General features: G+C 37.9%; 19 protein-coding genes. 7 read left to right on the forward strand and 12 right to left on the reverse strand.

What is annotated here, in order from left to right:
* Positions 1 to 2: 2 nt before the first annotated feature.
* The 4 genes from FFJ24_RS12205 to FFJ24_RS12220 all read left to right on the forward strand — a co-directional run bounded on the left by FFJ24_RS12205 (position 3) and on the right by FFJ24_RS12220 (position 5398).
* Entirely contained in the window at positions 3 to 899 is an 897-nt protein-coding gene (locus tag FFJ24_RS12205; RefSeq protein ID WP_138821750.1) for a hypothetical protein, read from the forward strand.
* A 136-nt stretch (positions 900 to 1035) separates the two neighbouring features.
* Complete coding sequence (locus tag FFJ24_RS12210) at positions 1036 to 2631, forward strand: peptide MFS transporter (protein ID WP_138821751.1); 1596 nt, start codon at positions 1036 to 1038, stop codon at positions 2629 to 2631.
* Positions 2632 to 2695: 64 nt separating this feature from the next.
* Positions 2696 to 4177 carry a peptide MFS transporter gene (locus FFJ24_RS12215; RefSeq protein WP_138821752.1) on the forward strand — a complete coding sequence of 494 codons (1482 nt, stop codon included), beginning with the start codon at positions 2696 to 2698 and terminating at the stop codon, positions 4175 to 4177.
* Between the two features lie 486 nt (positions 4178 to 4663).
* Entirely contained in the window at positions 4664 to 5398 is a 735-nt protein-coding gene (locus FFJ24_RS12220) for a polyprenol monophosphomannose synthase (protein ID WP_138821753.1), read from the forward strand.
* Positions 5399 to 5583: 185 nt separating this feature from the next.
* Here FFJ24_RS12220 and FFJ24_RS12225 read toward each other — a convergent pair whose 3' ends face one another.
* The 3 genes from FFJ24_RS12225 to dinB form a co-directional block, all read right to left on the reverse strand.
* Complete coding sequence (locus tag FFJ24_RS12225) at positions 5584 to 6087, reverse strand: YdeI/OmpD-associated family protein (RefSeq protein ID WP_138821754.1); 504 nt, start codon at positions 6085 to 6087, stop codon at positions 5584 to 5586.
* Positions 6088 to 6709: 622 nt separating this feature from the next.
* On the reverse strand, positions 6710 to 9724 hold the full coding sequence (locus FFJ24_RS12230; protein WP_138821755.1) for a DNA polymerase III subunit alpha: 3015 nt from the start codon (positions 9722 to 9724) through the stop codon (positions 6710 to 6712).
* A gap of 2 nt (positions 9725 to 9726) precedes the next feature.
* Positions 9727 to 11037 (reverse strand): DNA polymerase IV, encoded by a 1311-nt coding sequence (dinB, locus tag FFJ24_RS12235; RefSeq protein ID WP_138821756.1) that lies wholly within the window; start codon positions 11035 to 11037, stop codon positions 9727 to 9729.
* 553 nt (positions 11038 to 11590) lie between these two features.
* Between dinB and FFJ24_RS12240 the strand changes: the two genes are divergently transcribed.
* The gene (locus FFJ24_RS12240; RefSeq protein ID WP_138821757.1) at positions 11591 to 11776 is read left to right on the forward strand and encodes a hypothetical protein; all 186 of its coding nucleotides are present in this window, start codon (positions 11591 to 11593) and stop codon (positions 11774 to 11776) included.
* A 25-nt stretch (positions 11777 to 11801) separates the two neighbouring features.
* Here FFJ24_RS12240 and FFJ24_RS12245 read toward each other — a convergent pair whose 3' ends face one another.
* The 5 genes from FFJ24_RS12245 to proS all read right to left on the reverse strand — a co-directional run bounded on the left by FFJ24_RS12245 (position 11802) and on the right by proS (position 17541).
* Positions 11802 to 12449, reverse strand: a complete 648-nt coding sequence (locus FFJ24_RS12245) for a response regulator transcription factor (protein WP_132396194.1) — start codon at positions 12447 to 12449, stop codon at positions 11802 to 11804.
* Positions 12450 to 13058: 609 nt separating this feature from the next.
* Positions 13059 to 13673 (reverse strand): Crp/Fnr family transcriptional regulator, encoded by a 615-nt coding sequence (locus FFJ24_RS12250; RefSeq protein ID WP_138821758.1) that lies wholly within the window; start codon positions 13671 to 13673, stop codon positions 13059 to 13061.
* A gap of 116 nt (positions 13674 to 13789) precedes the next feature.
* On the reverse strand, positions 13790 to 14629 hold the full coding sequence (locus FFJ24_RS12255) for a TIGR02757 family protein (protein ID WP_138821759.1): 840 nt from the start codon (positions 14627 to 14629) through the stop codon (positions 13790 to 13792).
* A 217-nt stretch (positions 14630 to 14846) separates the two neighbouring features.
* Positions 14847 to 15986, reverse strand: a complete 1140-nt coding sequence (locus FFJ24_RS12260; RefSeq protein ID WP_138821760.1) for a cystathionine gamma-synthase — start codon at positions 15984 to 15986, stop codon at positions 14847 to 14849.
* A gap of 82 nt (positions 15987 to 16068) precedes the next feature.
* A complete protein-coding gene (gene proS, locus FFJ24_RS12265) occupies positions 16069 to 17541 on the reverse strand; it encodes a proline--tRNA ligase (RefSeq protein ID WP_138821761.1) in 1473 nt (490 codons plus the stop codon).
* Positions 17542 to 17739: 198 nt separating this feature from the next.
* On the opposite strand from proS, the gene FFJ24_RS12270 reads away from it, so the two are divergent.
* Together FFJ24_RS12270 and FFJ24_RS12275 are read left to right on the forward strand one after the other, a co-directional pair.
* Positions 17740 to 18747, forward strand: a complete 1008-nt coding sequence (locus FFJ24_RS12270) for a hypothetical protein (RefSeq protein ID WP_138821762.1) — start codon at positions 17740 to 17742, stop codon at positions 18745 to 18747.
* 21 nt (positions 18748 to 18768) lie between these two features.
* Entirely contained in the window at positions 18769 to 20298 is a 1530-nt protein-coding gene (locus tag FFJ24_RS12275) for an OmpP1/FadL family transporter (RefSeq protein WP_138821763.1), read from the forward strand.
* Between the two features lie 51 nt (positions 20299 to 20349).
* Here the strand turns inward: FFJ24_RS12275 and FFJ24_RS12280 are convergent, their stop codons facing one another.
* From FFJ24_RS12280 to FFJ24_RS12295, 4 genes are all read right to left on the reverse strand, one after another.
* Positions 20350 to 22728: a hypothetical protein gene (locus tag FFJ24_RS12280; protein ID WP_138821764.1), complete on the reverse strand. Its 2379-nt coding sequence runs from the start codon at positions 22726 to 22728 to the stop codon at positions 20350 to 20352.
* 148 nt (positions 22729 to 22876) lie between these two features.
* Positions 22877 to 23536 carry a response regulator transcription factor gene (locus FFJ24_RS12285; protein WP_138821765.1) on the reverse strand — a complete coding sequence of 220 codons (660 nt, stop codon included), beginning with the start codon at positions 23534 to 23536 and terminating at the stop codon, positions 22877 to 22879.
* Positions 23529 to 24314: a sensor histidine kinase gene (locus FFJ24_RS12290; RefSeq protein ID WP_138821766.1), complete on the reverse strand. Its 786-nt coding sequence runs from the start codon at positions 24312 to 24314 to the stop codon at positions 23529 to 23531. Before FFJ24_RS12290 ends, FFJ24_RS12285 begins: the two co-directional genes overlap by 8 nt.
* A gap of 652 nt (positions 24315 to 24966) precedes the next feature.
* Positions 24967 to 25800, reverse strand: a complete 834-nt coding sequence (locus FFJ24_RS12295) for a hypothetical protein (protein ID WP_138821767.1) — start codon at positions 25798 to 25800, stop codon at positions 24967 to 24969.
* Positions 25801 to 26179: the final 379 nt, after the last annotated feature.

A 26179-nucleotide genomic window follows, 5' to 3' on the forward strand; every position in this document is an offset into this window, starting at 1 on the left:
GTATGAAAGTTATCCGATTTTACATCCTTTTAATCATTGGAACGCTAAGCTTTAATCTAAAAGCACAGCAATCACCAAATACTTTAAATGTTTTCCAGGATACACTGATTAAAATATCTGCAAGGGTTGTTGCTGCGCAAAGTGATGCTCAAAAATTAGAAATAAACGGCAATTTTGTAAAAACATTGGTTGATGCTTTAAAAGTCTCCAATTCTTTTTCCTACCCTTTCGATTCGCTTAAAAATGTATCTGTAATTAAATCACCAGATCAGGCTTTTAGGATTTTGAGTTGGTACATACTGCTCGAAAACGGTACATACCGCTATTATGGCGCCATGCAGATGAACACAAAAAGCGGCCCGTTGAAACTTTATCCCTTGATTGATCAAACCGATAATCTTGGCGATGCCAACGGCATTACCAGTAATCAGAAATGGTTCGGCGCCAGGTATTACGAAGTCATTCCGGTTAATAGCGGAAACCGATTGCCCTATTATGTTCTTTTAGGCTGGAAAGGTAATACACAAATAACCACTAAAAAGATAATCGATATCCTTTCTTTCGATAAAGATAAACTCACCTTTGGTGCGCCTGTTTTTGACGGCAAAGAATTAAAAGGGAAAAACAGGATCATATTTGAGTATGCAAAATCAAATGCGATGACTTTAAAAACCGATCTGAAAGCAGGAATGATTGTATTTGACCATCTTGCTTCCTTTAATCCTGAAGTAAAGGGAAAATTTGAATATTATGGATCAGACGGCACTTTTGATGGTTTTAAAATTATCGGTGGAAGGCTGAAATTGCAAGAAGATATTACGCTTAACAATGATCCAAATTCGAGTGATGAGTTTTATGCAGACCCAAAGAAAAATGTTAAACCCATCAGAAAGTTTTAATTCCTAACAAACCATTTACCTTACTCCTTACTTAAAAATTTGTGAGTTTGGCAATCGCTCACTATATTGCGCCCTGCTAACTAGCTTAAACAACACACAAATTCTGAATTCATAAACTAAAACCAACAAATGTTTTATGCAAACATCTAATGAAACCATTAGTATTGACCATGATAAGGAACTAGATCTCCACTTAACCAGTCAAGGGGTCTCTCCTGAAAAATTATTTAGCCACCCGGTTGGCCTTTTTGTACTCTTTTTTACTGAAATGTGGGAGAGATTTAGTTATTACGGAATGCGGGCCATTTTGGTTTTGTTCCTGATTAGCGATCTGAGCAAAAACGGTTGGGGTTGGCCACGGCCGGAAGCCTTACAGCTTTATGCTATTTATACCGGTTTAGTATATTTTACACCAATACTTGGTGGTTTAATTGCCGATAGATTTACCGGTTACAGAAAAGCGGTTATCATCGGTGCTTTTATTATGACCCTTGGTCATGCCGCTATGGCTTTAGAGGGCTTTAGCAACAACTTTTTCTATGCTGGCTTGCTCTTGCTTATTATTGGTAACGGATTTTTCAAACCAAACATCTCATCAATTGTAGGTAAACTTTATCCTCCAATCAGCGATAAAAAAGATAGTGCTTATGCCATATTTTACATGGGTATCAATTCCGGTGCATTTATAGGTATGTTAATGTGCGGTTATATCGGCGAAAAAGTAGGCTGGCATTATGGTTTCGGCTTAGCTGGCGTATTTATGCTTTTTGGAATGCTCCAGTTTTATTTCGGGCAAAAAATATTTGGTGTAATCGGTTCGGCAGTTGATAAAACTAAAGCCGTAGAAAAGGCAGATCCAACGGTAGAAGAAATTCCTAAAAAAGTTAGAAGTCAACGCTTATGGGTAATCGCCATTTTGTCTATTTTTACCATTTTCTTCTGGATGGTATTCGAACAGGCAGGCGGATCGATGACAATTTTTGCCAAAGATTATACCTTAAGAAACTTAACAGGAGGAGCAGCTACAACCTTTAAATGGGTCGATGCCATCCTAACCATATTTCCATTGGTAGCCGTAACTTTTGTGCTGTTTTCATTAGCAGGCAAAATTTTCAAAAAGTATCCGGCAACTATTTTATTTACGTTATTGAGTTTTGCCATTATCTGGGTATTAGCCATCTGGAAAGTAAGCAGAGAAATGGGCTCGGTAAGTACCGAAGTTCCGGCTTCCTGGTTTAGTGTATTAAACTCATTCTTTATCGTATCGCTGGCCCCTATTGTTTCTAAAATTTGGGAAACCAAATTTAACCCAAGCGGGCCTGTAAAATTTGGCTTCGGTTTAATTTTTGTAGGTATTGGTTTTGCAGGTTTAGCTTATGGCGGTTCGTCTATTCCACAAGGTGCTACTTCTGCAGAAGTAAGTTTATTCTGGTTAATTTTTGCCTATTTCTTCCATACTGTTGGCGAGTTATGTATCTCTCCTGTTGGACTATCCTATGTAAGTAAGCTTGCACCTTCAAACCTTGTGGGTTTAATGTTTGGTGTATTTTTTACCTGTACTGCCATCGGTAACTACCTGGCCGGAGCTACAGGATCATTAATTGACAAAATAAGTGCCGCTTATTCAATTTCCACTTTCTTCTTAATATTCACCATAATACCAATTGTAGCAGGTTTAATTATGTTTGCCATAAGCCCTATTCTGCGTAAATGGATGCATGGTGTTCACTAATAAAAAAAATACTTTTACCCTAAAGCCCGATATCCATCGGGCTTTTAATTTTTAAACCTATTTAATGGAAAAAACAGTTTCAATAGAAGAGATTCAGAATTTTGAAGGAAAATACCCGAAACAACTCTGGCATTTATCGTTGGTAGAAATGTGGGAGCGTTTCTGCTTTTACGGAATGCGCGGGGTATTGGCTTTCTTTATGGTAGAACAACTGGGTTTAAGCGACCAGAAATCGAACCTGCAGTACGGCGCTATACAAGCCTTTGTTTATGCTTTCACTTTTATAGGTGGTATTTTTGCCGATAAGATTTTAGGATTCAGAAAATCTCTTTTTTGGGGCGGAACTCTAATGATCATCGGAAACTTAATCCTGGCTTTCTCTCCACACGATTTATTTTATATCGGTATTACCCTATCTATTATCGGAACCGGTTTTTTTAAACCCAATGTTTCATCAATGGTTGGCGAATTATACCATGAGAAAGATAACCGCAGAGATGCAGGATACGGACTTTTTTATGCCGGTATTAATGTAGGTGGCTTACTGGGTGGTGCCATGTGTATTTATCTGGGTAAATATTACAACTGGCATTTGTGTTTTTTATCTGCCGCACTGGTAATGATGTTTGGTTTGGGTACATTTATTTTCACCAAAAAACACTTAGGCCCGATCGGGAGCTCACCGTTGCTGCATCTTAAAAAATCAAAACAGCAGTTATGGGAAATAGTCGTTTATGCGGGTTCGATACTTTGTATTCCATTGATTTATATCATGGTAAAAAACACGGCCTTTACTGATTATTTCATGTACACCATAGGTGTTGTTGCTCTGGTTTATTTCCTATACGAAACCTTTAAAATAAAAGATAAAAAAACACAATATAAATTATTGGCAGCGTTCGTTTTTATCTTCTGTTACTTCATTTTTATGGCCATATCGGAGCAGAGTGGCGGTTCGCTATCTTTATTTGCGAAAGATAATCTCGATCATAAAATTCTCTTTTTTAATATTGACCCCAATGTGGTGAACAATAGTGTTAACTCGTTTTTTGTTATTGTTTTTAGTCCGATTGTAGGCATTTTATGGCTAGGCCTCTACAAGCGTAAAATTGAACCCAACACCGTGGTAAAATTTGGAATTGGTTTCCTTCTACTGGCTTTAAGCTTTTATGTATTTTACGCCACCAGGTTCTTTGCCAATGCACAGGGCATTAGTTCGTTAAATGTATTTACATTAGCCTATTTATTATTAACGTTAGGCGAACTTTGTCTGGGGCCGATAGGTATGTCGATTATTACGAAACTATCGCCAAAGAAAATGTTCGGCATGATGATGGGGCTTTGGTTTTTATCCAGTGCTTTTGGGCAATTGGCTGCCGGAAAACTGGGTGCAGAAATGTCGAGTATAGATAATGCTTCACTACCAACTAAATTAATGGCTTATACCGAAGGTTACAAAGCATTGGCGTTATATTCTTTAATTGCAGGTTTGGCATTGATTATTTTTTCACAGCTGGTTAAAAAGTTAATGCAGGAGGTGAGGTAATAGTTCTTTGTCATTCTGAACGCAGTGAAGAATCTTTTTTATTATAAAGGTATAAAAGGAAGAGTCTTCGGTTACACTCAGACTGTCGACAAGTGTTTTAAGAAGAAATGGGCATATACTTTAAGATGAAAATGAGCGGACAGTCGTTCTTGGAGGCCTGCTGTCCCGCCATTCGCTATAGTCCCTCTTTTCAATCGGGAGCTGCCGCTGCTGTCGGGTTTAGGAACAACGGTTCAGTGACTTAAAATCTAATTCTGCGTAGATCTGCGAAATCACCGGGAAACAATAAGGTCTAAGATATATTGAGGAATAACAGCATTAAACAGATCCTGAAACAAGTTCAGGATGACGGCCGCGGAGAACAAATCACGTAGAATTCATGAAAATTCATAACGGTTTCATATTTAATATTTACTTTCGCAATTTAAAAGCAATTGCCAAATACAAAGGCCAAAGGCTTATATTATTTAAAAAACCACAACAAACGTGTCAGATAGTTTAGTCATCATTCCCACCTACAACGAGAAGGAAAACATCGAGAAAATCATTAGGAAGGTCTTTTCTTTAACACAGCCTTTTCATGTTTTAATTATTGATGATGGTTCTCCTGATGGAACTGCTGAAATTGTAAAATCACTGCAAAAAGAATACGAAGGGCATTTATTTATTGAAGAGCGTGCAGGTAAACAAGGCCTGGGTACAGCATATATTTATGGCTTTAACTGGGCATTACAACACGATTATGCCTACATATTTGAAATGGATGCCGATTTTTCACACAACCCGGATGATCTGGCGCGCTTACGTGAAGCCTGCGTAAATGGTGCAGATGTAGCCATTGGATCCAGGTATGTTAAGGGGGTAAATGTAGTAAACTGGCCAATGGGCAGGGTTTTAATGTCATATTTTGCTTCAATGTACGTGCGTATGATTACTGGAATCAACATTCAGGATGCTACAGCAGGCTTTAAATGTTACCGCAAAATTGTACTGGAAACCATTCCATTAAATAAAATTAAGTTTGTCGGTTATGCGTTTCAGATCGAAATGAAATTCACCGCCATTAAATTTGGCTTTAAAGTAGTCGAAGTTCCCATCATCTTCACCGATCGTACCGAAGGAACATCAAAAATGAGCACCCGTATTTTCAGAGAAGCTTTTTTAGGAGTAATCCAGATGAAAGTTTGGAGTTGGTTTAGGAGTTATAAAAGGGAATCTTAAGTTTGGAGCGGGGAGCTTGGAGTTGAGAGCGCTAAGTGCATAGCTGTTCTAATCGCTCAAGCATATAGTTAGAAATTGGGGGGGTGAGGCTATTGTAAGCCTGTTATTTTTGCAGAACAAAAAACTAACTTATTTCCCCAAGACCTTTGTGCTCTTTGTAAAACTCCAAACTAAAAACTCCGAACTCACAACTTACTCTCCCTGATCATCGCTCCAAAATCCTGCCCCTTATCCATTGCTTTAACCGTCATTACGATTCTTTTGGTGCGTGTGGTTTCGGTCTTAGCCTGGTTAATCCAGTTAATATAATAGTTTTGATGCGATTTAGATTGTTTTAAAAAGTTCCGGATTAAATGTTCTTCTTCTGATAAGCAGATTTCCAGGTCTTCAGGCATTTCGATTTTAAAATTTTTATCTTCTTCCAGATAAAGTTCGACACTTGCCCCAGCTTCTTTTCTTAGTTTTTTACGTACTTCGCCTTTTAAGGCAATAATAAAATCGCCCTCTCCCATTGGGATGGTTGCCATTCCAGAAACTTCAAGCTCATCTATTTTTCCCTTTACCCTGAAACTCTTTTTACAATCGGGCTTAATTTCATTAGCCAAAGCTGCCGGAATAAACACATAACTCCAGCCGGTTTTTTCGCCCATGGTTTCGAAACGTTCTATTTCTGCTTTAAGGTGGATCATGGTTTAAAGATAAAAATTATGTTTAAACAAGTAAACCATTAAATGGTTATGCCTTTTTTGTGCGCTCGTTAGAAACAAGCGTAAACTTTAGAAATTTCGTCATCTCGACTGAAGCGCCGCGAAATGGAGAGATCTCTATCTTATATTCAGTGAAACAGATTTCTCGGCTGCGCTCGAAATGACGATCGCCGTACTCATAGTCGGCTCAAAAAAAAGCCAAATCATGAGCCGATTGGCAAGATTAATCGGCTCATGATGTTAAGAATGCATTTTGAAAAGTTATAACGATTGGAACTTTTATTGTTTTGACCATATAAGGCATTTAAGGAACATATAAGTTTTGTTATGAAAAGATCCTTCGAGTCTGTCACCATTGACAGACTCGAATAGAATGGGGTGAAGCAGATTTCCCGGTTACGCTCGAAATGATGACCACTTGAACGCTCATTTCATTAAGAAAGTTTCTTTGCTACACTCAGAATGACAGGCCTTAATTGGATGAGCGTAATTGCGTGGCACAACCCCTGTTTTTCGGGGAAGCAAACCTTAAAGCGTATGCTTGTAGCAACCGTAAGATTGCTTCGGTGGCATAAAAGCCAACTCCCAATGACGATGAAACGATTTAAACTGCCACCGGGTTCATGTGGATATCCAACTTGGCAAACTTTAACACCTCAATGCTTTGGAAGCCAAAATCTTCTACTACTTTACCTAAAATGAGGTAACAGCCTTTTCCTTTAAAAGGATACATGGGTGTGGTATTAGGAAAATGGGTAGTATCAAAAAAATCGCCGTTTGCATCTAAAAAAGTTCCGAACCACATTTTTGTATTTTTAATGGTGTGTACCGTTTTTTCGCATACATAATTGCCTACCATTCTTACCGTTTTACCCAAATATTTATGCATATCGGCTGCCATGGCATCGCCACGGTAAGGGGTTTTCAGAAAATCGAACATTTTATAATTGAGTGGATATCCCAACAACTCCAATTCAGTATAAGCGTTTTCTAATTCCGAATCGGCCAACGCGGGGAGCTGATAGGTTTTATAACTTAACTTAAAAAGTTCGGCATGGTTCACTTTTTTCTGTTTAAAACCAAGGTAATTATGCACGTCCCAAAGTAAGGTTTTCCGGTCTTTGCCGGTAAAACGTAATGCACCCAACCGGATTAAAATAATGGCCTGTTCTAACGAAATACAGGTCCGCTTTACAAAATCTTCGAGATCGATATACAAACCATTTGCAGTACGTTCCTGTGGAATAATTTTAATGATTTTTTCTTCTAAACCCTGAACAGCAATAAAGCCCAGATAAACGTCGTCACCTTTAATATTCACTACTTCATCGCTATGGTTAACACAGGGTAAATGCACCCTGGCACCTGTTTTTTGCAGTTCGTGCACGTAAACCCATCGACTGTAAAAACCACCATAGTTATTCAGCACCGCTACCATAAATTCCATGGGGTAATAGGTTTTGAGATACAAACTCTGATAGCTTTCTACCGCAAAAGAGGCTGAATGGGCTTTCGAAAAACTGTAACCGGCAAAAGAAGAAATCTGTCGCCAAACTTCGTTAACCAATTCTTCTGAATGGCCCTGGTGCCGGGCCGAAACCTTAAATTTGTTCACCAGTTCATCAAAAGCCAGCTTAGAGCGGTATTTACCGCTCATGGCTTTACGGAGGATATCGGCATCTGCCAGATCTAAGCCCGCAAAATAATGGCAAACTTTAATCACATCTTCCTGATAAACCATTACGCCATAAGTTTCGCTAAGCCGCTCTTTCATCACCTCACAGAGATACACCACTTTATCGGGCGCATGGTAACGCTCAATATACGATTTCATCATACCAGAACTGGCCACCCCGGGACGGATGATTGAACTGGCTGCCACCAGGGTAAGGTAGTTATCGCATTTCAGCTTTTTAAGCAGTTGCCGCATGGCTGGCGATTCGATGTAAAAACACCCGATGGGTTGCCCTTTTTTAAGGATATCGTTCAGTTTTTGATCTTTTTTAAAGGCTGGAAAATCATGGATATCAATAGCTCTGCCTTTATTCTTCTTGATCAATTGCACGGCTTCACGGATGTGGCCAATACCCCGCTGACTTAAAATATCGAATTTTTCGTAACCAATGGCTTCGGCTTCGTACATATCCCATTGCACTGTTGGAAAACCTTTTGGCGGCATATCCAATGCGGTATAATAGGTAATCGGTTCTTCAGAAATCAAAATTCCTCCTGCATGGATAGAACGTTGATTAGGCATACTTTTCATGTAGCGGTGTACAGCCAAAAGCTTCTGGTAAGTAGCATTAAGCAAATTTTCACGCTCTTTGGTGGGATCTGTAAAACTATCTATTTCGCCTTTGGGTAAACCTAAAACCTTACCAATCTCCCGGATAATTGCCCGGTCTTTGAAAGTGCTCATGGTACCCAAAAAAGCAACATGCCATTTAGGATAGCGTTCAAAAATATAACGCTGTATTACTTCTCTTTCATCCCATGAAAAATCGATGTCAAAATCTGGTGGGCTTGTCCGTTTTTCATGTAAAAACCGTTCGAAATACAAATCGAGATCAATCGGATCTACGTCGGTAATGCGCAAACAATAGGCTACAATGCTGTTGGCACCCGAACCGCGGCCCACGTGATAAAAACCCCGCTTATACATTGCATAATGTACTATATCGTAGGTAATGAGGAAATAGGCACAGAAATTTTTAAGCTCAATAATCCGCAGTTCCTTTTCCAAACGCTCGATGGCTATGGTATTGTTCTCTCCATAACGATACTTCAGTCCTTCTTCGGCCAATTCACGTAGCATTTTTCTATCACCCTCGAAACCTTCTTCGGTGTAAAAAAATTTATTTTTTGAAGAAGGTGTAGCCGTATCTTCGAAATAAACACTTAAATCGCAGCTATTGATCAGCTTTTGCGTGTTTTGAACAATAAAAGGATATTGCTCAAACTGTTGTGTAAGTTCAGCTTCAGGAATCAGAAATTCATCGGGATTGCATTTTTGTTCCTCAACTACCTTACTTAAAAGAGTATTGAGTTCTATAGCCCTTAAATATTCATGCAACCGATAAGTAATTTTGTCTCCTACCGTAACAGGATGCCACACCAGCAGTTTTTCTTTTTTGGCCAAAAGCGGATGTTTGTATAAAAGATTCAGCTGTTTTCCACGGATACCTATATATTCGTTTGCTTTTAACGTTTGATTAAAAGCTTTATGAAAGGGATAAATAATGTATACATTTTCCATTTGGGGCGGAACCTCTGGCAATGGAAGGTTGTAGATGTTGTGGTGACTTAAAAATTCATTCAGCTCACGCATGCCTTCCCTGTTTTTGGCAATGCCTACGTATAACAACTTGTTATCGGTTCTAAATTCGATTCCGGCCACAGGTTTAATCTGATAAGGAATATTGCCCCTGTGTATTTCGTCGGCTTCTTTGGCAATGCCTTGCTTATAACACTCGCGAATAAACTCTACTGCGCCGGTTGAGTTGTTAATATCGGTAAGGACCATTTGATGGATCCCTAAATGCCGTGCAGCAGCAATCAGCTGATCTATGCTCTGCGTACCATATTTCAGGCTGTAAGAAGAATGAACGTTCAAAAACATAACTACTCGTAAGATTTGGAACCTGTTATTCCTTTTTCACTCATAAAACTTCTGATTTTCGAACGTTTCTTTATTTCCGGCTCTTCTTCTGCTTGGTTTTCGATTAAAATTTTCTTTTTACGGGGATTGTATTTAATTATTTTTCCTTTTTCATCGCGTGGTGGTTGGGTAACAATACAGGCTTTTACTACCGCTTCGGCACCATAGCTGTTACGCACCTTATCCATGGCCTGGTAAAGACTATACTCTTCTTCGGCGACATCATATAAACCAATCTGTTCGTAACCACTCACCAGGTGCGAAAGTTTTACACCCACCAGGCGCAGCAGCATCCGTTTTGAATATACCTTTTCGAACAGGCTATGTGCTTTGCTAATCAGAAATGAATCGAGCGAGGTATAAGGAATCCGCTCCTGCTGGGTAACGGTTTCGAAATTGGTGTAACGCACGGTTACAGTAATACAGGCAGTTAGTTTTTTCTGATTACGCAACTGAAAGGTTAGTCCGCTAACCATTCCGGTTATAATAGCCTTTAATTTAGCCATATCCATGGTATCACTTTCGAAAGTGGCCTGTGTACCAATTGATTTTCTTTCGCGGTAAGGTACCACAGGCGAAAGGTCGATCCCGTTTGCTTTTTGCCATAAACTTAAACCATGCTGTCCCAAAATTTTAAACATGAGCTGTTGTGGTATCTGCGTAAGCGTAAGGATTTCGCGAACCCCCATTTCGCTTAGTTTTTTATAAGTAGCATGACCAATACCCGGAATTTTATGAATAGCCAAAGGATCGAGAAAGGGCCGCAACTCAGGAAAAGTAACCTGCCGTTCGCCACCAGGTTTAGATTCGTTCGTGGCTATTTTGGCTACGGTTTTATTGATCGACAGGCCGAAGGAAATAGGCAATTTCATTTCTTTAATAATAGTTTGCCGGAGTTCTGACGCGAATTTCATACAACCAAAAAAGCGGTCCATGCCCGTCATATCGATATAATGTTCGTCGATACTCGCTTTCTCGAAAAGAGGAACTTTATCGGTGATGATTTCGGTAATCTCGTGCGATGCCCTGGAATATTCTTCCATATCACCTTTTAAAAATATAGCCTGGGGGCAGAGCAATTTTGCGGTACGGCCCGGCATGGCGGAGTGAATACCATATTTACGGGCTTCGTAACTGCAAGAGGCCACCACGCCCCTATCGCCACCACCCCCAATAATTACGGGTTTACCCAGCAATTTGGGATTTTTTCTGATTTCTACCGATACAAAAAATGCATCCTGATCCATATGAATAATCTGCCTTTCTTTATCCATTCTAGTATTATAAGGGGGATGATTAAAATCAAAATTACTAATATTTTTAGTTAATTAAAGATTCTGAAAAGATAAATTTTCAACAAAATACTAACAATATTAGTTTTTTTACCCTTTGCGTTATGCTTAGGAAAATAGGTTCAGATTAAAAAACGATTGATATTTATGGGGAAATCAAAGCGATGTTGCGTGCGCACACGAATCCAGGAAATAGGATAGTAACTATATAAGGTATTTAAGAACGTGTAAGTTTATTCGATTTTAGTGAGTAAACTATTCCATCATCCATTTTACATCATTTCTGATCATTAAGTAGAAGATAAAATGTATTCATCTATAATCACAGATATCTTAATCTCAATTAACTAAATAAATACACTTGTTACCAGATAACTTGATTTTTTATACTAAGCAATATCAGGTATAATACTTATATAACCGTTCATTTTAAATAATCTGAAATTATTTTAGTCAGAACTATAGCTTTAGCTTAGCGAATTAAATAAAACTTTGTCTGTTTTAGAATGTTAAATTAGTAACAAATATTTAATCTATGAAAACTAAAGACAATAAAAACACAGATAAAAAAGAGCATAAAAGCGAAGGAAGCTCAAAAGAAAAGGCTTCCTTCGATCAAAATGGGAAGGGTTCTTCAGATAAATTTGGTCAGGCTGGCTCTACACCTAATGAATCAGGAGCGAGTGGGCCTGGTACTGTAGATAAAAGCAAAAAAGCTTAGAAAGATAAAAGAGTATTATACTCTTTTATCTTTCATAAATGCTCATCTTTTCAGCTAGCTCTATAATGCTTTTTATTTTCAGCTTTTGAAAAAGTCTCAATTTATACGTACTTACTGTACCCATTTGAAGCTTTAACTGATTAGAAATTTCCAATACACCAATACCTTTTGTTAAAAGTTCTGCCACTTCAAGTTCTCTGCCTGAAAGTTTAGTGAAAGGATTATCGGCATCATTACCCAATATGCTGTTGAACATATTCTCTTTAACATTTCTGCTCGAATAGCGGCTGCCAGCTAAAATTGTCGTAATTGCAGTCACGATTTCCGATTCTTCAGCATTTTTGGTCAGGTAACCAGAAGCACCCGATTTTAAATAAGGTACAGCATAAATATTTTCATTTAGAGACGAAAATACCAGGATTTTAGCGTTGGGCTGTACCAACTTAATTTGATCGATTACCTTAAGGTTATTACCTCCAGGCAAGTTTACATCAATGATGATTAAACTTGGTGATTTTTCTACTTCCACAAGCGCCTGCTCTAGCGTGGATGCATGAATGATTTCAACACCAGGCCAAAAGTCTGATATTAAACCTTTTAAGCCACGGCGGATGATTTCATGATCATCAGCGATGAGCACAGTGAAAGTACTTACGGCATTTTTTGTTTTCATTATATTAAGGATATTCTGCAAGTTAGTAAAAAGTTATTTTTTTTACGCAATTGTAGTTAATTTTTCGCTTAAATATGTAAATATTATTATACACATTTCAACAATTTTGTTTAATAATATTAAGAGTTACCAATGTAATGTTCAACTCAACCCAAGAATATGATGAGGAAATCTCATGCTTTTCACGGCTATAGCCTTTGTAATCGCCAATTGAGCAAGGGTAACAGAAAATATTTTTGTTAATAGTCAATAGTACAAATAAAGATTTAGTAAGCCTCAAAACACCTCGACCTGTAATCAATACTGCCTATATTATGGTAATTAAACAGGCAATGTTTGGCCTGAAGTCATACCCAAATGCCTGACTGTGCCCACAACACTAATCGTTTTAATGTTGGTATTAATCGAATTTTGGCAACCAGATGAACAAAAACAAGGGAAGTCAGTTTAGTTATGAGACCCTAAGTTGGTTGTCTCAATTTTTAATGAGTGCCCGCACGTATCAGCGTACTATCGATTTTCTTGCACCCCTCGAATACCTGTAGTATTTTCTTAGACACGATGATTCCGTTTGCACATGATAGTGACTACCGGAAATTTGAAAAATGATTAGATCTTAGCCCGGATACGACTGAGTGTTTCCAGCCTGATGGCCAGAAAGGATGCGATGTGTTTTAAGGAAACTCGGTTTATCAGGTCAGGAAAAGAAACCAGAAATCGTTTATATCTTTTTTCTGCAGAAGAAATCCTACAAAGATAGGCACGCTCCTCTGCCGAACGGTAATATAACTCCATCATTTTTCTGCCCACAATGTTGGCTTCAGCGAAGTTTTCAAACAGGTAATCTGACAATACATGCGGAATGGCAATTAAATCCACATCTTCCAACGCCTGCAAATACTCTTCCGAATCACCTTCTACCCATAAATTACGTATTGTTCCCACCACTTCATTTTCTTTTGCAATCCAGGTGGTAATTTCGGTACTTCCATCTTTTATAAATCCCCTCACCACCCCTTTTACAATCAAAAATAAAAATTTATTGCGGTCAACCGGAGAAACCAGGTATTTGTTCTTTTTATAACTAATCGGAAATGTATGCTGGTTAATGCGCCTTTCTATTTCATCATTTAGTGGATGAAACTTTTTAAAAACATCAATTAAAGGCGAAAAATTATTATATTTCTTCCACCTCTCCTCATCAGATAAGTTAACTGCGATCATAGAAATTACCGTTTGGATAGACGATTTTCTCTTTTAAGTAAGAGAATCACTACGTAATAATAAGAACATTGATTTTAAAAAAGAAGTTTTTATTTATTTATAAATTTAAAAACACCCTAAAACTCCTTTTCAACGCCAAGACCAAATAAAGCAAAGTCATATTTAACCGGATCTAAAGGATCAAATTCCTTTAAATGAGTGGTTAATTCTACGGCTGTTAACCAATCTGTTTGCTTCCGGTTAATGAGACCGAGCAAGCGCCCTACCCTATCTACATGCACATCGCATGGGCAAATCAGATCTTTAGATTTTAACGTATTCCAGATCCCAAAATCAACACCTTTATCATCAGCCCTGACCATCCACCTTAAAAACATGTTCAAGCGCTTGCACGTCGATTTTTGTTGCGGTGAAGAAATGTGTTTCTTAGTACGGTGCGGAAAATCTTCCAATGAGAAAAAATAGGACCTGAAATGGTTCAATGCCTGCTCAATCGTAAAATGGAGATCAGCGATAGAAGAAACTTCTACACTCCGCTTTGTTGAAGAAATTTCCAGGTATTCAGATCTAAAAATATCCTGTTGAGGAATAAAGGCCTGCTCCAGGCTATCAAAATTTTGATAATGCTGTTTAAAAAACGAGATAAAATAGAGTAGATCCGTATCGTTAAAGGTGCGATGTTTAAAATTTAGCAAACGCCTTAAATCATCATCACTGTGGTGAATCACAAAATCGTGGGGTGCATTATCCATCCGTTCAAGCAACTCCCGACATTTATTGATAATCGTCTTCCGTTGCCCCCAGGCCAAAACCGCAGCAAAAAAACCTGAAATTTCAATATCCTGCTTTTTCTCGAAAAGATGCGGAATACAAACCGGATCGTTTGCTATAAAATCAGGCTGATTATACTGTTCAACTTTGCTATCAAGAAAATTTTTCAGCTCCAGAAATTGCATATAAGTAATTATTTAAACGAAAATAGCAGCACAACGTTGGCCACCTAAACCGGATTGAAACGGTATCCTTTTTTGTTTTGCAGATTTTAATGAAGCAGGTACTTCAACAAAAAAGATTTAGTGTAAAGCCGGACAAATATTAAATTATAGAACTGAACTGGCTTTACAAAAAAATTAAAAACCGGGCAAATACTGATCATAATGCCCGATTGAAATTTTATGCCAATGCCCTTTCCAGGTCTTCTAAAAGATCATCGATATCCTCTACCCCAACACTTAAACGAAGTAAGTTATCGGTAACACCAACCTTTTCTCTCTCCTCTTTCGGAATAGAGCCATGTGTCATGGTAGCCGGATGATTGATCAGTGACTCTACCCCACCTAAAGATTCAGCAAGCGTAAATACTTTAAAATTAGAGGAGATTTTGAAAGTTTCTTCCAAATCAGCTCCTTTCAGGGTAATCGAAATCATACCTCCAAAACCACGCATCTGCTTTTTAGCAATGTCATGATTAGGGTGATCTTCAAAACCCGGCCAATAGATTTTATCAACTTTTGGATGTGTTTTTAAATAATGCGCAATACGTTCCCCATTTTCGCAATGTGCTTTCATCCTTAAATGAAGTGTTTTAATTCCCCTCAAAACCAGGAAAGCATCTTGTGGACCAGGCGTTGCACCACAGGCATTGTAAATAAACCAAAGGTCTTTATACAATTGTTCATCATTGGTTACCAAAGCGCCCATCACCACATCAGAGTGACCGCCAATATATTTGGTTACCGAGTGCATTACAATATCGGCGCCTAAATCGATAGGGTTCTGCAGGTACGGCGACGCAAAAGTATTATCAACTGTCAATATTAAATTTTTCTCTTTGGTGATTTTTGCTACACCTTCAATGTCGATAATCTGCATCGTTGGATTGGTAGGTGTTTCTATCCATACCAGTTTCGTCTTATCGTTAATATACGGCAGCATATTCTCTGGCTTAGAAAGATCCAGAAAATGAAATTTGATCCCGTATTTGGTATAGATTTTAGTAAAAATGCGGTAAGAACCACCATAAAGATCATTTCCGGTAATTACTTCATCGCCTGGCTGTAATAATTTCAGTACGGCATCTGTAGCGCCCATTCCACTCGAAAATGCCAGACCATATTTAGCATTTTCCAAAGCAGCTAAACAATCTTCCAGAGCTTTACGCGTTGGATTGGTACCTCTCGAATACTCGTACCCTTTGTTATCTCCAGGAGATTTTTGCCAATAGGTAGAGGTTTGATATATTGGTGTCATTACAGCACCTGTTGTTGGATCAGGCTCCTGGCCTGCATGTATGGCTTTAGTTGCGAATTTCATTTTTTTTAAGATTTGAGATGTGAGAAGCTGGATTTGAGACAGGAGATGTGAGATTACATCTCATCTCAAATCTCAAATCTACCTAATAAGCTCTTGCAAACAACACTCTCTGAATAGATGGCTTGCCAGAATAAATACAAACACCATCTTCCAGTTTATTATCTAAAGGAATACAACGGATGGTTGCTTTTGTTTCCTCTTTAATTTTTTGTTCCGTTTCTGGTGTTCCGTCCCAGTGTGCAGCAATAAAACCAGCTTTTGTATCTAACAGTTCCTGAAACTCTTCGTAACTATTAGCTTCCGTAATATGCTCATCCCGATAAGCTAATGCCTTGTTGAACATGCTTTGCTGAATATCTTCCAGTAATTTGGCAATGTATATATCCAGACCTTCCTGCGGTACAGTTTGTTTTACTTTGGTATCTCTGCGGGCAATTTCTACGGTTTTATTCTCCAAATCACGACTGCCGATCGCAATACGCACTGGCACACCTTTTAACTCGTAATCAGCAAATTTAAAGCCCGGGCGCTGCGTATCCCTGTCGTCATATTTTACCGAGATCCCCATGCCTTTTAAACGCATGATTAGCTCGTTAACGTATGCCGAAATTTTAGACAGGTCCTCATCGCCTTTATAAATTGGAACAATAACCACCTGAATTGGCGCCAGTTTTGGTGGAATAATCAATCCGGAATCATCACTGTGGGCCATAATTAATGCACCCATTAAACGTGTAGAAACGCCCCATGATGTAGCCCAAACATGATCTAATTTTCCATCTTTACCTGTAAACTTAACATCAAAAGCTTTAGCAAAATTCTGGCCTAAAAAGTGAGATGTTCCTGCTTGTAAAGCTTTACCATCCTGCATCAAAGCCTCAATACAATAAGTATCTAGCGCCCCTGCAAAGCGTTCATTTGGCGATTTACGACCTCTGATTACCGGAACGGCTAACCAGTTTTCGGCAAAATCGGCATAAATGTGTAACATGCGTTCTGTTTCCTCAATTGCCTCTTCTGCGGTTGCGTGTGCAGTATGCCCCTCTTGCCACAGAAATTCGGCAGTACGTAGAAATAATCTGGTACGCATTTCCCATCTTACTACATTCGCCCATTGATTGATCAATATTGGAAGATCACGGTATGATTGAATCCATCCTTTGTAGGTATTCCAGATGATTGTTTCTGAAGTCGGACGAACAATCAATTCCTCTTCCAGTTTAGCAGTTTCATCAACCACAATATTCCCGTTACCATCATTTTTTAAACGATAGTGTGTTACAACGGCACATTCTGTCGCAAAGCCCTCAACGTGAGAAGCTTCCTTGGAGAAAAATGACTTTGGGATGAATAAAGGGAAATAGGCATTTTGATGGCCTGTATCCTTAAACATTTTATCCAAAACAGCCTGCATTTTTTCCCAAATAGCATAGCCATTCGGCTTGATAACCATACAACCACGTACTGCAGAATGTTCTGCCAGGTCTGCTTTAATCACGATATCATTATACCACTGGGAATAATCGGCTTCTCTACTTGTAATTTCTTTGCTCATGTTATGTATTTGGAACGTAATTTGTACGTTAAAAAGTGTAAAATTCGATAGCAAATTTATAAATTTATGCCTACAAACGATTAAGAATTGATATCAATTATAATTTAACGTTTTTAGACTAAGTAAATAGTTAAGAATTAGTTACTTTTGAAACCTGTTTATCAATATTCGTGAACACACACAACTAATATAAACACAATGAAACCAATTAAATTTTTACCCATTGTTATGATTGCTGCTGCTGGGTTGGTGGCTTCATGCTCTACATCAAAATTGGCTCAAACCAAGCCTGCTGATGATGTTTATAACTCTGTAGCGAAAGCCAGGGAGGTGGAAATGGCACCTCAACCTCAGAACCGGCAAGGCCAGCAATATCAGGCCCAGGGTCAGGAAGAATATGATGAATATTATGGCACAAGTAATCCTTATTATGATATGGATTACTCTTCAAGGATCAACCGTTTTTACAATGGTTACAGCTTTCAGGGCTACTATGATCCATATTTCGACAACTATTATTACGGTAGCAGCTACGGACCATCCAATTATTTAGGGATTGGATTGGGTTGGGGCAACGGTTATGGCTTAGGTGGCTGGGGCGGCGGATTCGGTATGGGTTATGGCTACGGAAGTATCTGGAATAACCCGTTCTATTATGGTAACTATGGTTACGGATGGAACAATCCTTATGGTTGGAATTCATGGGGACCTAATTCATACTATGACCGTTACGGTTGGGGCGGCGGATATTACGGCGGAGGCTGGGGTATCGGCGGTGGATACTATGGTGGTGGTGTGTATACCAATAGCGGTAGCTACAGACCAAGACCTGGAAGTAATGACAGAGGCGTGCCAAGATATGGAAACACTGCAGGAAATGCAGGCAGACCAAGTAGATCTGGCATAAGTAATCCAAACGGTGTTTCTTATTCACCAAATAACAATGCTGGCAGACCTGTAAGAAACCAAGGTGGGTATACCCAAAACCAAGGCAATCAAAGTGGCAGACCGACCAGGAATGATGGTTATGCACCTCAAGGTACACAAAGCAGCAGACCTACCAGAAACGAGAGCTATAATCCACCTGCAAGAACCGAGAGCAGACCAACTTATTCACCTCCACCATCAAATGGCGGAGGAGGCGGTGGTTCTAATGGCGGCGGAGGCGGCGGTGGCTCAAGGCCATCAAGAGCTGGAAGAGGTTAATTATAAAATCAAAACACACAAATGAAAAAAATCATCCTGGCTTCTCTAGTAGCTACAGTAGCTGCTATGGGAACAACATACGCCCAAAGTTACGCGCCTGATGCGTTCCGTTTCTCTCAAACCAATTATGGTACCTCTGCCCGGTTTAAAGGAATGGGCGGCGCGCAAATTGGTGTTGGTGGCGATATTGGTTCAATTAATGCTAACCCTGCGGGTTTAGGTTTATTTACCAAATCAGAATTTAGTATTACTCCAGAATTTAATTCAGTATCAAATAATAGTGCATATTTAGGAAATAATACAAAAGCTAATAAAAGCCAGATTAATCTGAACAATATTGGCGTAGTATTCTACAGCCCTGCTGCCAAAATGAAAGGATCTGATGTAGATAAAGGTTTAGTGAGTACAGTATTTGGTTTAAGTTATACCCGAAATAACGATTTTTTAAATAATATCAGTTACAACGGAACCAATACAAACAGCTCGATAAGGGATTCTTACGTAGATCAGGCCAATAATTTCGGGGTAACAAACAGCATCGCGGGTGATGCTTATAACAGTTTTCTTATCAATAAAAACACCCCCACTTTTCCTAACAAATATTCTGCAGAGCCTTATAACAATACGAATTTTAAGCAAAACTGGGATGAGGCACGTCTAGGTTCGACTTCAGAATTTAATGTTGCAGGTGCGTTAAACTTTGGAAATAAGGTATATATTGGTGCAACAGCCAGTTTTGTGAATGTAAAATACACCAGCGATGCTACCTTCACAGAATCAGGTGTGGTTAACTCCTACAATGATGGCGACGCTGTTCCTACCTACAACGGAAATGAAAATTATAATCTTACCCACTATAGGAATCAGGAAACTAAAGGTGGTGGCTTCAATTTAAAATTGGGTGCTATTTTCAGACCAGTTAGCAAGTTAAGGATCGGTTTAAACTTCCAGACTCCAACCTGGATGAATATTGAAGACAATACCAGTGAGACTTTACAGGCTACTACTGCTGGAAATGCTAATACCGGGCCAACTAATTCGAACAACCCAACTCAATATTATTCATTTACTTATAATTTGCGTACACCTTTAAAAGCTTCTGCAGGTATCAGTTACGTAATTGCAGGTACTGCATTAATATCAGCTGATGTGGATTATGTAGATTATTCTTCGATGCGTTTTTCTGATTCTAATGGATCTGACCGTACCACAATTAACGATAATAATGCATTTATTAAAGCATCTTATAAAGAAGCTGTTAACTATAGAGTAGGTGCTGAAGTAAAAGTAACCAACGAATTGAGTTTACGTGCAGGTTACGGCGTAAATGGAAACGGTGTTAAAGGTGGCGATAATAAATTTTATCAGGGTCAATACTATACTGGTGGACTTGGTTATCGCATTGACAATTACTATTTCGATGTGGCATACCAGAACTACAAAACAAATTTCAGTTCAAGCCCTTATTTATTGGATGATTATTCTGAGCCCGTTGCTGATGTGAAAAGCAAAAGGAACAATGTATTTTTAACTTTTGGAGTGAGATTTTAAATTTTGAAAACACCATACAGAAACGGCTTCAGTTAAACACTGAGGCCGTTTTTATTTATTCTTCACCATAATTTCTTTCTCCCCATAAACTACTCCCCCATCCGTTACGCCTTGTACAATAATTTTAAATGGTCCGGTTAAATCGCCCGTATTAAAACTAATGGATGTTTCACCTTTAATCATTACCTGATAGTTCCAATACACCGTTGAAAAACTGATGGGTTCGTTTTTGTTATTAATATCAGACACATAGAACTCTTTGGCAAGATTGATTCCCTTGAGGATGGTAATATTAGGCTTACGCTCTGCCTCCAAACATCCCGGGTAAATGATTTCACCACCTTTCCCGTCAGAATAAGTTTTACCAATTACCGGACTTCTACTGCCAGCATCCGCAATATGATTAGGGCAGTTTAGAATGTTATACCTGCAAACATAATCACCACATTTATTATAAGTTCTTTTGGCATAATCAGTGTTTTGATTATTCTTAGTTATCACCACTTCTTTAAGTTTGATACCAGCAGCCGAAGTGATGCTTTGATAAGCATTATTCAGTACTTCAGCTCTTACATGGGGAAGCTCAAAATTTTGCTTTAAAATGTGTTTTGTCAGTTCTTCTTGCGGGTTATTTATTTCAAGCGAGTAAAGATCATATCTATCGGCAACCATTCCCAGCCAAACCTGGGTTTTCGGTTCTTTAATCAGGAGATGATTAAATGGAATATTAAATCTGCCTGCACTGTCTGTATCCAGAAAATTAAGGTTTTCACCTGCTATTGTTGTTAAGCCTATGGGGCTGGTCAGTAACTTTTTTCTTCTGGTAATTTCACCATGATATTCAAAGCTCGAAAGTACTGATTTTTTATCAACTACCTCTTCTTCAGGCCACTTATACCTGCTCCAGGTTTTAATCAGAAGTACATCATTCACATAATTCTGATCCACATACTTTAAACCCATCGGTCGGTTAGGAAGAGGTTTTAAATGTTGTTGTAAATAAAAATAATCGACAATATTCTGGTTATTCCCAACTGAAATCCTATTGGCCTGGGTACATGAAACAGAAACCAGTGCTGTAAGCGGGGCTTTACTTTTACCACTTACGTTCAATTTTAAATTCACCTGATCTCTTGTGCCATATTCATTTTTATCTGTCGATAATTCGGTCTGATTAAGCATGTCGTAATGTGCAAAGAAAATCCTTTCGGCCATCGGCCGGTAGTTACTGTCGAGAATAGTTACGGAATTTAGTCCAATAGGTACAAAATCTAATTCAAATCTTATGTTTTGGGTTTTACCAGCTGCCAAAATTAAATCGTCATACAAAAAAACATCAGCGAAATTATGCACCAGAACATGAACTTTTTGATTGCTACTGGCCTCCAGCTGTAGCCTGAATTCATTTTCGGCTATTGCCGTGCCTGCTTTTAAAACAGCTCCATGTTTTAATGCTGCAGGTAAATGATAACTGATACCTCCCTGTTCACTACCAAAAAGTTTAACATAATACTTTTTTGATGGCTGTGGACAGATTGAAAATGAACCAAGCCCTGTAGAATTGCTCTCGAGGGTATCAATTACCATATCATTTTCATACAAGACACCCGCTGCTTTTATTGCAGTGCCTTCCAGGTTTTTAATTTCAAAACCTACCTTCGAGGTTAAGCGCTCAACCAGGTAACCTCCTTCAGGGTAAAACTGAATCTGATAATTTGAACGGTTCCTTACCGGAAGATTAAACTTGATGTGCCTGATATCTTTACCTTTTTTGATGGAAACATTAAGTTGATTATTATCCGCTGTAATTTTATCCGCAGGAAAGTTAATCATCAGTTCACCAATTATGCTGCTTTTAGCTGAACCAGTGAGCAATGTTTGTTTGTCCTTACCGATCTGATATTTTATTTCTGCATTTTCAACAAAACGGTTATCGCTGGATAAAACTTTTAACAATGCTGTCCCATTTTTGCTTTGCTCATCATACGCTTTAAAAAGAGAAATACTGGCTGTTAACGGATTTACAGTAGTAGATTTAATGATAATGGGTTGCACAAATCCGCCATCTGCCTGATTATCCTTTTTAATATTGGTATTCGCCACAAAACGATAGGAACCACCCGGAAGTGAGTCAGGCAAAGTAAGTGCACCACATGCAACTCCTTTTTCAATCAAAAATTTATCCTGGATTATGACACTGCTATCATTGTTGTTGATCAATGATAAATAAAGGGTGTGGTATTGATCTAAATTCGTAATCGTTTTAAGCAGATATCCGGTAAACCAAACCTGATCATTATTGGTGTATACAGTTTTGTCGAAATGAACGAACAGATTAGATTGAGCCGTTTCTAAACCATAGCGGTTAATATTTAACACCACACTATCAAGTTTTACATCCTGCGCCTTTGCCTTTACTAATAAAAGCATGATGCAGGTAAAGAGGATTTGAAATTTTGAAAGCATATTTGGATGATCTGGCTAAAAATCGAAATTTTTAGCTAGAATCTAAAATTATCTCCAATTAGTGACTTAACCCTCAGAACAGTTTATAGGATGATATCATTTAAAATGATCTCTAAATTTTAACTATTCCATGCTTCACCGCATACAAAGCCAATCCTGTGCGACTTTTTAACTGTAATTTTTCGCATAAGGAATTTCTATAACCATCAATTGTACGCGGACTCACAAACATTTCAGCCGCAATTTCATTGTACGTTTTTTCGGTACAGGTATATTTCAGAAAGTCCATTTCCCTTTCTGTAAGTTTTACGAATTCTGATATTTTCGAATTTGTAGCTAACGAACTTAATGACTGCATAACTTTCCTCGTAACCAGGTCATTATAAAAATACCCCTTACTGATCACCTCGTCAAAAGCACGCTTGAGCTCTTCAGGCTCGGCATCTTTTAGTACATAACCTTTGGCACCATTAGTAATCATTTTAATAATGGCAGTTTCTGCATCCATGGTACTTAGAGCAAGTATGTTTACTTCCGGATGATTTGTCCGCAGCCACGAAGCCGTACTATACCCATCCATCTCGGGCATGTTGATATCCAACAATACAATATCAGGTATATCATATATTTTTAACTGCCCGATAAAATCTTTTCCGTTAGCAGCTTCAAATAATATGTTGTAGGATGGAAAATAGCTGATCAAAGCGGCCAATCCTTTTCTAAACAAAACGTGATCATCAACTAAGGCTATATTTTTAATCTGGTCAGACATAAGGAATGGTTAAGATAATTTTAGTTCCATTATTAATCACACTGTTGATTATAACTTCTCCCATAATTAGTGTAGCGCGTTTTACAATATTCTGAAGTCCCAACCCAGTCTCAATTTTCTCTTTTTCACCTGCACTAAAACCGACACCATTATCTTTGATGGTTATGTTGAGCTGTTCCGAAAAATCAAATCCAACATCAATTGCGGTGGCTTGGGCATGTTTTAATATATTTTGTAAACTTTCCTGTACAATCCGGAAGATGATGATTTTCTTCTGTTCTGCAATCTGCTGTTCGTTACCGGTTACCTCAACTTTGCAAACAATAACTCCTGCCCTGCCTATACGCTGTAGTTCCTGTTCTACCGCCTGCAACAAACTTAATTCCTGGATACGGCTTGTACTCAAACTTTTCGCAATATCACGTAAATCGGTAAGGGCATTGCCTACATTTCCTTTAATTTCAGTGATCAATGATTTATCGCTGATTTCTTTTTGCTCCAGAATGCTCAATTGCAGTTTAGCCAAACTTAGTAACTGCCCAACGTTATCATGTATTTCTTCACTTATTGTTTCAAAAGTCTGCTCCTGCATTTCGAGCCGCGATTGCAGCAATTGCTCACCATATTGTTTTTCCAGCTCTCCTTTTTCTTTTGCATACTGGAATTTCTTTTTCTGAAAATAGAGCATAAAGAAAACAATCGCACTACTAAGTGCAAAAAAAATAATGATACTGGGAATAATTACAAAGAGGACTTCTTTGTCTTGATCGTTGTGCATATAAAGGCGTAGGCAAATAAACAATACATAATAATATTGGTTATTAAATTTAATTTCTTTAGTTTAACGGCAAGTTGTTCATAGTTTTCTGTCAAATAATGGAACATCCCCATATAGGGTACAACGCAGGTGTAATAAACAATTAAACCTATAGCAATCCAGAATTCACCCTCACTAAAAAGTGATGTAGTTTCTTCGGAAGTTAATTTTTCATAGCAATAAATAAGTGCAAAAAAGATAATAAATGTTCCACCAAACACAAAAGCATAGCTACTCCACTGTAGTATATTAAAACAGTAAAAACTAAATATGTACCAAAGAACCGGGAACATTACTAAGAATAATTTTATTACTTTTTGTAAGTAAACATTTTTGATAATCTGTTTAAAGAAATAGGCGTAAAACATAAATTCTACCAAAATAAAAAAATTATACTGGGGTAGCGTATTACCCTCATAACCAAACTCTTGCTTAAATAAGAATACACTAAACTCAAGCAAAAAAGTATAAACAGATAACAAAGCAACCGTTTTTAGCTGCTTTGTTAATTTTAATCGAAAGCAAACACCTACTAATGAGGAGATTGCTAAAGAGACGAGATATAAATACTTAAGATACATAAATTTAAATATGTATCTAAAATAAGCATTTACTATTTATCTGAGACATCAAGTGCTGCCATATTATCGGTTGATGGCGGTGGAGTGGGATCTCCGGTATCAAAAGTATCTCCACGAAATCCATTCATAGTTACCTCAAGTCTTTCATTAAATTCATCGCTATCAATATCTTCTATCCCAATATCCTTTTTTCCACTCATAAAGGTAAAAGCAATAGTTAATCGCTGTTTTCTTTCTTCCTGATTTGGTACTGGTTTTGGAAATGAATAAGCTAGATTGGTATAAGATACGAAACGGATACCAAACCCAGTTACCATATTTCCAGGCTTTGCATTTTGGATTTCCATTTCTTCAATTGTTTCCGTTATCTGAATTAAGCTAAACCATATATGCTTAGTTTCCTGGCAATGATTTAATCTATCATTTTCCGATAGCGTTTCGAAAAGCATACCACGTTTTACATTTTGATAATTATGAACCCAGATTCTTGCCTGATCTTCTTGAACTTTATCAAAAGTTTTTCCATTATAAGCGAAGTAATTTTTATTATCAACTTTATCAACACCTTCAGTTATTCCGAAAATGAGTGTTAGTAGACCACATTTACCTCTTGTTACAGTTCCATCACTAGATGGGGAGGCAAAATATACCCTAACACCATCATCCTTAGCTTTAAGATTTTCTTTCAGAAGCTTAAAAAACTCAATAGCACTTACGATATTCTCAAAATCCAGTCTGTTGTTTTCTTGCATTCCTTCTTGCAACGATGTAATGGTATTAAGTATAGGATACTTATAATAATTAAACCATTGTTCACGATAATTGCTTTCTTGTTTGGTTACAAAAGTACACGGTAAAGGTTTCATAGCTTTTAATTTAGTTTGAGGTTTATAAAATAACTTATACCTAAATATACACGATCAGAATTTGAAATTGAAAATCCTAAAACCATGCATCAGCTATGTAAACAGCATTTTAGTCACCTAAAAACCAAGATATAATACATTTAAAATTACTTTTTACTTTCTTTTTCCATCTTCCATTTATTTTAAAATACCGTGATTTCACGGCAACTCATTGCGGTTTTCACGCGTATAAATTCGCATGTTTTCACGCTTGATTTGAGGACACTGCTAATGGTACTTTTGGGTAAGAAGATCGCTGAACAAAATATCATCTTTTTATAAAGTCCGCCTTACCTAAAAGCGGCAAATTAATTAGGCAAAAACCAAAAAACTAAAACCA

Source organism: Pedobacter sp. KBS0701, from assembly GCF_005938645.2.
Classification (GTDB): domain Bacteria; phylum Bacteroidota; class Bacteroidia; order Sphingobacteriales; family Sphingobacteriaceae; genus Pedobacter.

Coding starts and splice junctions, on each gene's coding strand:
- FFJ24_RS12205 (WP_138821750.1), top strand. CDS start 3: ATGAAAGTTATCCGATTTTACATCCTTTTAATCATTGGAACGCTAAGC.
- FFJ24_RS12210 (WP_138821751.1), top strand. CDS start 1,036: ATGCAAACATCTAATGAAACCATTAGTATTGACCATGATAAGGAACTA.
- FFJ24_RS12215 (WP_138821752.1), top strand. CDS start 2,696: ATGGAAAAAACAGTTTCAATAGAAGAGATTCAGAATTTTGAAGGAAAA.
- FFJ24_RS12225 (WP_138821754.1), bottom strand. CDS start 6,087: ATGATCCACCTTAAAGCAGAAATAGAACGTTTCGAAACCATGGGCGAA.
- FFJ24_RS12230 (WP_138821755.1), bottom strand. CDS start 9,724: ATGTTTTTGAACGTTCATTCTTCTTACAGCCTGAAATATGGTACGCAG.
- dinB (WP_138821756.1), bottom strand. CDS start 11,037: ATGGATAAAGAAAGGCAGATTATTCATATGGATCAGGATGCATTTTTT.
- FFJ24_RS12240 (WP_138821757.1), top strand. CDS start 11,591: ATGAAAACTAAAGACAATAAAAACACAGATAAAAAAGAGCATAAAAGC.
- FFJ24_RS12245 (WP_132396194.1), bottom strand. CDS start 12,449: ATGAAAACAAAAAATGCCGTAAGTACTTTCACTGTGCTCATCGCTGAT.
- FFJ24_RS12250 (WP_138821758.1), bottom strand. CDS start 13,673: ATGATCGCAGTTAACTTATCTGATGAGGAGAGGTGGAAGAAATATAAT.
- FFJ24_RS12255 (WP_138821759.1), bottom strand. CDS start 14,629: ATGCAATTTCTGGAGCTGAAAAATTTTCTTGATAGCAAAGTTGAACAG.
- FFJ24_RS12260 (WP_138821760.1), bottom strand. CDS start 15,986: ATGAAATTCGCAACTAAAGCCATACATGCAGGCCAGGAGCCTGATCCA.
- proS (WP_138821761.1), bottom strand. CDS start 17,541: ATGAGCAAAGAAATTACAAGTAGAGAAGCCGATTATTCCCAGTGGTAT.
- FFJ24_RS12270 (WP_138821762.1), top strand. CDS start 17,740: ATGAAACCAATTAAATTTTTACCCATTGTTATGATTGCTGCTGCTGGG.
- FFJ24_RS12275 (WP_138821763.1), top strand. CDS start 18,769: ATGAAAAAAATCATCCTGGCTTCTCTAGTAGCTACAGTAGCTGCTATG.
- FFJ24_RS12280 (WP_138821764.1), bottom strand. CDS start 22,728: ATGCTTTTATTAGTAAAGGCAAAGGCGCAGGATGTAAAACTTGATAGT.
- FFJ24_RS12285 (WP_138821765.1), bottom strand. CDS start 23,536: ATGTCTGACCAGATTAAAAATATAGCCTTAGTTGATGATCACGTTTTG.
- FFJ24_RS12290 (WP_138821766.1), bottom strand. CDS start 24,314: ATGCACAACGATCAAGACAAAGAAGTCCTCTTTGTAATTATTCCCAGT.
- FFJ24_RS12295 (WP_138821767.1), bottom strand. CDS start 25,800: ATGAAACCTTTACCGTGTACTTTTGTAACCAAACAAGAAAGCAATTAT.